This is a genomic window from Candidatus Poribacteria bacterium (genome assembly GCA_021295755.1).
In the GTDB taxonomy this organism is placed as follows: Bacteria; Poribacteria; WGA-4E; order WGA-4E; family PCPOR2b; genus PCPOR2b.
This window is the reverse complement of the sequence record JAGWBT010000167.1, coordinates 1-6,976: the sequence shown is the minus strand read 5'-3', so window position 1 is coordinate 6,976 and position 6,976 is coordinate 1. Positions and strand designations below refer to the sequence as shown.

General features: G+C 50.0%; 3 protein-coding genes and 1 pseudogene. 1 reads left to right on the top strand and 3 read right to left on the bottom strand.

The genetic code is table 11. From position 1 onward, the window contains the following. On the bottom strand, positions 1 to 862 hold an 862-nt coding region (locus J4G02_20110; GenBank protein MCE2396830.1), incomplete at its 3' end, for a hypothetical protein. A 960-nt stretch (positions 863 to 1,822) separates the two neighbouring features. On the opposite strand from J4G02_20110, the gene J4G02_20105 reads away from it, so the two are divergent. After that, entirely contained in the window at positions 1,823 to 3,931 is a 2,109-nt protein-coding gene (locus tag J4G02_20105) for a S9 family peptidase (protein MCE2396829.1), read from the top strand. Between the two features lie 156 nt (positions 3,932 to 4,087). On the opposite strand, the gene J4G02_20100 is transcribed toward J4G02_20105, so the two are convergent. Further along, complete coding sequence (locus tag J4G02_20100) at positions 4,088 to 4,417, bottom strand: DUF4377 domain-containing protein (protein MCE2396828.1); 330 nt, start codon at positions 4,415 to 4,417, stop codon at positions 4,088 to 4,090. Between the two features lie 41 nt (positions 4,418 to 4,458). Further along, positions 4,459 to 6,740 (bottom strand): annotated as a pseudogene (locus J4G02_20095) (class I SAM-dependent DNA methyltransferase). Positions 6,741 to 6,976 lie beyond the last annotated feature (236 nt).

Genomic DNA, 6,976 nt, shown 5'->3' with positions numbered 1-6,976 from the left:
GCATGGGGGCTTTTTGCAAGTTCGCATCGGTGAACTTGAGTGCGCCACCTTCGACGTTCATGTCTGTTTTAATCTTTGTTCGTTCGTTCATCCACTTCGTCCACGCGTTCAGCGAGGAGGCATCAGCCCACCAGTCGGAGAGACTGTGACGGACACGGGTAAACCGGAACACACCGCGAATATCGGCACCGCGACCAATGACACGACCACCGGGTTCACCACGGGGCAGCGGTGGGACCTCCACGTTGCCCAAGGATATATTCTTGACAACATCACTCAAGGCATCAGGGATTGAACCAACCTCTTCAACCATAGAAAGCCCCGCCGGACGCTCAAAAGCGATTTTTACCTGCACAACACCACCGATACCACGACCAATGTTAGCGGGTGCGGCACTTGGAGCGGTTGCGACGGGTGCGGAAAATGCCAATGCACCGGGCGCATCAGAAACGGGCAAATCAACCTGTGTCACAACCCGTGGCACAGGCGCATTGGCACTGACTACCTTAGGCACGTTCGGGCTAATGGGAGCATCGAACGTCAGCGCTTTGTTGGAGAATTCCAAAACGGTTTGTGGCTGTACGGAGGTTGGACGCACGAGCCGTGCTGTCGTGACCCTGTGTTTAACCTGAACTGGTTCAACGATTACCGTACTTGTAGTTGGAACCGTTGGCTTAATTGTTTTGAAAATCGGTTTACGAACTTGAGGTTTGGGGGGCTCTTTGGCTTGTAGCACTTCGGCACCGACTAAATCTTTGAACTGCTGGGTTTGGGTGACGAGATAAACACCCGCGATAACGAAGGCAACTCCGTGAACAATCAACGAGGTCATCACAGCCCCTGAAGTCTTCTTGGCACTCATGTTTTTCCTCCAAAATTATGGTTTATGTTTCGAGATTTGAGGGAACCCTCACATCAGGTGCGATGCAAGAGTCTACATTGTGATGTGTTGCCTAAGCGCAACTAGTGTGCCATTGACCCGTAACTTTCTGTTGTCGGTTAATCAACTGAACGCACCAAATGGTGTAGATTGTACCTCCAGAATTGCACTATTCGGCACAACTGTCTTTTCGCTCATGTAAAGAGTTAGTGCAACGGAAAATCTGCCGTAGGCGGGGCATCCCCGATAAATCGGGATCCAAAGCGACTTGCCCCGCCTCTTGCCCCGCCTATTGAACTTTTGTCAAAACCTCGGTTTCTCCGGAGTGCTTTGCACTCTCTTTTTATATGAACCTTGTCTTTTTAATTTCGGTGGGCGGAACAGGATAGGAAAGAGAGGATTATCTCAATAAATCGAATCCGTTGAAATGAACTGTACCAACACAACGGGTGTATCCGCGAAAAATTTATCCAACGCGGCAAGTCTATTGTCGCCGAGTTCGGTATAGTCGTAAACACCCTTCTCAGAAACATGGAGGGTAATAAAAACATCTCGCGTTTATGTTAAGAAATCGTGCAACATCAACCGAGTCTATGGCAAGTACGGTTGCTGAAACCCGTGACACAATTTTAGGCAGGCACAAAAACGACCAATGGCCTCCATCTTGCCCCTGATTGACATTAGGTTAAGCTGTTGATAACGTGATGCGTGAAACGTGAAAAGCATTGGTTCAGCGCTTCATTTAGCCCCAGAGGGGCGACATGTCTATAGCACACGGATAAACAAATACCCTAAAGCCCCAGCGGGGCGACATGTGTATCCGAAGGGGGGAACGCAAGAAGAGTGGATGAACCAACCAATTAATGAATCAATGAACTCTTGAACAATGTGCAAACGACTTTTTCACTAGCTAGCACCAAAGGTTAGAGAAAGGCTTTTGATATGAAAGTGCATCGACACACACCGACCATCACTGACACAATCTCCTTTCCCTTCATCACTGAGGTTGCTATTGCCCCGGGAGGTGAATATGTTGCCTATGTGGTGCGAACCACAGATTGGAAAAAAAACAGATACGTGTTGACGTGCTTCCTTTACAATATTGATCGAAACGAGACACGAAAGATAGCAGAGAATACATGGCATCCCCGCTGGTTGAATGACAACACGCTTGTGGTGTTGCATCGCGACTCAAAAGATTCAGAGTGTCTTGGCAATAAATCACAGATATGGTTCTTTAACCCCGCTGATACTTCTGGTATGCAAATCACGTTTGTGCCGCACGGTATTGAAAAGTTTTGGTGCTATGGCAACGGTATCATCTACCATGCCGATAGCGATCCAAATAATCAAACTCTTAAACGAGAACAGCGGTACGGGTCTTACGTCCATGTTGGTCAAGAACCACGAACGACACAACTCTTCTACACAGATTTGCCTAACGTCGGCGTATCTGAAAAAGCCTCCATGAACCTCCCCTCAACCGATGCACCCAACGCCTTAAGATTAACAGACGGATTGGATTCTTCTCTGCGGATACGTGATCTCTGTCTGTCGAGCAATACCCTTTATCTGAATTGTCAGTTTCAACATGACCCCGACGCGATTTGTGTCTGGAGGCTTTCCGCAGGCCCAAGAGAACTCGCACTCATCGCAGCCTCCGAGGCGAAAGAGAAAGCGGAATTTTCTTGGGGCCAGCTAGATTTACCTTCAAACGCAGCTGTTATGGATGTGGCTCCTGACGGACGGACACTGCTACTTAACTGGAACGGGGGGCGTTCTGAGTTTTTTTCCAACGAGCCTTGGGCACTCTGGGCCCATTCGCTATCCTCGGATGCCTCAATATCAGACCGGCGTTGCCTCACAGCCCATTTTGAATCACAAATTCTTGCCGCGAGATGGCATGAGCAAGGCATTTACCTTCACTACATCGACGGAACCGTATCACGCCTCGCTCGACTTGATGTGTCTAGTCAATTGGAAACCCTTGATTTTGGAGATATTTATCCACTCTGCACGCCACCAACCTGTTTCGATATTTCCAAAGTAGGAGTCCTAACATTCGCAGCGGGTGGAGCACACAACGTTCCAGAAGTCGTCGTTGTTCCCAAGACAGAATGTCCGCCTACTCCATCTTCGTCCATACAGACAATATCCCCGCCCCTAGAAACACAGCAAATCACGGCTTTTAACTCTTTATGTGAGGACTGGGATTGGGGGACAAGAGAGGTCATTAACTGGAAAAGCCTCGACAACACAGAAATCGAGGGGGTTCTATTCAAACCCACGGATTTTGATCCAACTCTAAAGTATCCGCTCATCGGGGTGGTGCACGGCGGTCCAGCCACGGCGGCCCTAGAACTTCGGCTTGATTGGGAAGATCGTTGGTTCTATCCAACGCTTCAGTTTCTAGCTCGTGGGATTTTGGTACTGAAGCCCAATTACCGTGGTTCAGACGGGCGCGGTCATGCTTTTCTTGAGTTGAACCACGATAACCTTGGCAGGGGTGAATTATGGGATGTCGAAAGTGGTGTTGATTACCTGATTGAACAAGGCTATGTGGATCCAGAACACGTCGGCTGTGCCGGCTGGAGCCACGGTGGTTTTGTGGCTGCTTTTGTGGGTATGCACTCAGATCGTTTTGCTGCTGTGAGTGTTGGAGCGGGCATCACCAACTGGACAACGTATCACGCGACATCTGATTTCCACCGTTTTCCAGAAAAGGTGCTTGGAGGGCTTCCCTGTGCAATCCCGGAAAGCTATCAACAGGCATCTCCCGCAACTGCTGACAGTATTAAAAAGACACCAACCCTAGTTCAACACGGTGACGCTGATTCCATTGTGCATTTTGCAAACGCACAAGAATTGTATAGCCAACTTGAAGCCCAAGGGGTTCCCGTGGAACTTTTCCGCTATCCTAACATGGGTCACGGTGTACCCAACGAAACTCCACGAGCTGCCCGGGCAGTGATGTCGCAAAACCTGAAATGGTTCTGTCATCATCTTCTAGGACAACCTCTCGCCTGGAATCACTGTGATGAATTGGAATAAGTCACAAATCATACACTAATAGATGTAGGTTGGGTTGAACGGTTAAACGTGAATCCTATTTGAGACAATAAAAGTTCGATACTTAAAAACAGTCTTTTTCAATATAGGCGGAGTGAAACCCAACTCAATCCAACCTGCATGCTAGCCCCCGTTACCTCACCAACCGTAACTAAAATCATCGGGTGCTTTTTTCTTTTCGACTACTGTGATAAGGTGATACGCATACCGCCCCACATCCTGTATCTCCGTACCACGATCTTCCAACCTGACCTCCAGCGTGTAGACAAACCCCGGCTCAAAATCAAAACCCTGGATAGATTCGTAGAAAAACTCCCAGCGCTCTGAATCCTCATTGTACTCAAGATAGCAATCCTGTTCAACAAATCCCTGACACCGCTTGGTGTAAGGACCGATAGTGATAATCTCAATGTGTTCCTCACCGCAAGCTGAGAGGAATAGTAAAGCGATGATCAGAAGGAATCTCATTTTTATGCCTCCAAAAAAAATGGGCGATATAGTTTTCCCCACTATCTCCGCCGGCGCGTCCTAGCGTTTGCCTCCAACGGCACCATCATTTTTTCGTACAAACCGAGCAGGTGTTCGACCCGCTCACGGTCTGAGGAAAATGGAGAACGTCGGTAGAGCCTATCAACAGCGCGGTCTAGGTCGCGTTGCGCGTTGCGTAGGTTGACCGGCATCAGATCCGGATCGTAGAGATCGGCTAAGGTCGTATTCGGAAGCACGGCACGAGCAGCGAGGAGAGCGTCAGCGTACGGTTCAAGGTGTTGCAACCGTTCTGCGGAGACTACTAGCACCGGAAAGGTGTTGTAGACAAGACCGATAGAGTAACGGTAATCGCTTTTCAGACGTCCACCGATGTGACGCAGCCAAGCCATGTGCATCGCCGAAGTAAGCAGCGCGAATAGGGGTTTGGTAGCATTTTCGATAATGAAGACTAGATCACTTGGAATTACCGGCGGCTCCAGCCACCCAATCGGCACATATTCCCGTCGCTCGGAACTCACCTTCGGTATGACCAAAAACGGCGCGTCTGGAACAACGTTGACATGGTAGAGTGTCGGTGTTTCAGCAAGTGCCTGGGTCGGTCTGCTCCTGCTCGATAGCCGATAAGCACGGACAGCAGCGATACGTTCACGGACATTCGGCAGCGTCCTCAGCACTTGGGGCTCCGCATCAGCCAAGCGCAGTATCCACCGTTCTCCACCCTGTAGAAACTCGCGGCTTCCCACGAAAGGGTGTAGATACGGTTCAGCATTGGGCTCTTCTCGCAAAAACGCAGCGCGTTCTTCGGCGTTGAAAATGTAGTGTCCTCCGTCAATGGGTTTGGAGCCGATAATTAATCGTGGTAGCCCATTGATCGGCCGGGATTCCTTCTTCACAACAATCCGCGAATCGGTCAATCCGCCGGCGTCGAACAGGTAGGGTGAGAGAGCAGCGTGACGGCTCTCGTGTGGCTCACCGTTGAGGGTTTCGTAGGAAAACAGTCGCTTCTTTTGTGGCGTTTCACTCTGTTTTGTCAGTCCAATAATAACAACGTGAACGTGCGCCATGCCACGGGCGTCCGAACCCCATGCAAAGGTGCGATGGGCAAAAGCGATTTCTAGGGAGCAACGGTCAAACAGGAGGGGCCAAAGCTGCGCTACCTGTTCGCCTTGGGTGATGGAATTAGTCGCTACAAAACCAATCTGGGCCTCGCTCTGCTGCACATATTCACCAGCTTTAATGAACCAGGCGCCAACGTAGTCAAGCGAACCAGCTCGTCCCGAAGGTGAATTGATGGCAGTCCTCATTTGCCGACGCTGCGCTGTCGATTGAAACTTCGCACCTACAAACGGAGGAGGTTCTTTTCGGTGGTGTAGTGCGCGCCTTGGGCACGGCGTTCATCTTCGTCCATCACTGATTGAAAGAGCGAACCGAAGATTGCTGGGGAGATTTCCGACCAATTGAAGTGACAGGCGTCAATGAGCCGCTGGCGCATCTCGGAATCGAATGACGGGATGAGCAGTTGTTCGCGGAACAGATCGCCATTGACATAGGGGAAACGGGCGAGGTATTCGTCAAGGTTTATAGAGCGCTGGTCTACGGGTGTGTTGAGCACCTGAAACAGTAGTGATAGCAAGCCACCGAGGTCTGAGCCATTTTCCTGTGTCCGGTTCTCCAACAGATCAAGAAAAATGTCGCGTGGCTCAAAGATGCCGGTGTCATCGGCGAAGAAACAGAAAACGATGCGGACCAAGAATTGTTCCAGATTATGGCCTGTGTAACCGGATTCATGCAACGCATCGTGAAGCTGTCCAACGCGCTCGGAGGCTTCGATGTTGACCGGATCTTGATCCCTGAAGGATCGCTTCTGTATGCCCAAGATAAAGCCAAATTTTTCGACATGTTGGGGTAGCTCAGCAAGAGTGAAAGCAACGCTTTCATCTTCGTCAAGGTCTTATAACTCAAAGGTTTGGAAATCGCTCAGCAGGAGGTAGCGCGGCAGGTCAGCGTCGTTAATACCGGGGAAGTAAGAGAGTGCTTGGGCTCTGGCTTGTGTTAAGTCGCGTCCCACACTTTTCTGTTCAACCAGGAGCACGCCTTTCCAAAAGAGGTCAATAAAGCCACGCCTATCGCCGAGCAGCCTAACGGGTTCCTCAAACGTCGCAACTCGCCGTACCGGTAGGTCAAAGATGGCGAAAAATTCCTGATAGAACAGTTGGGTTTGTCCTCTTTCGTAGCCTGCATCTGCCCATTCCTGAGCGAATGCGGCGGCGCGGGTGCGGATTTCATTCCATGATAGACGCATATTATTGGGTGTTTCTTCTTATAGTAGATTTTAGAATTACTTAGACACTCTCAATGCACAGCCAACCCCCTAAATCCCCCTTATCAGGGGGACTTATGAACCTGCTGCGCAGGTCTTATAGAGAAAAAAAATGGAGGGCAAAGAAAATCTCTGCCCTCCATATCTGGTTGCATTCTAGGTACTTCTTAATACATGCCGCCCATCTCACCACCGGGAGGTCCTGCCGGCATTGGGGG

Coding starts and splice junctions, on each gene's coding strand:
- J4G02_20105 (MCE2396829.1), top strand. CDS start 1,823: ATGAAAGTGCATCGACACACACCGACCATCACTGACACAATCTCCTTT.
- J4G02_20100 (MCE2396828.1), bottom strand. CDS start 4,417: ATGAGATTCCTTCTGATCATCGCTTTACTATTCCTCTCAGCTTGCGGT.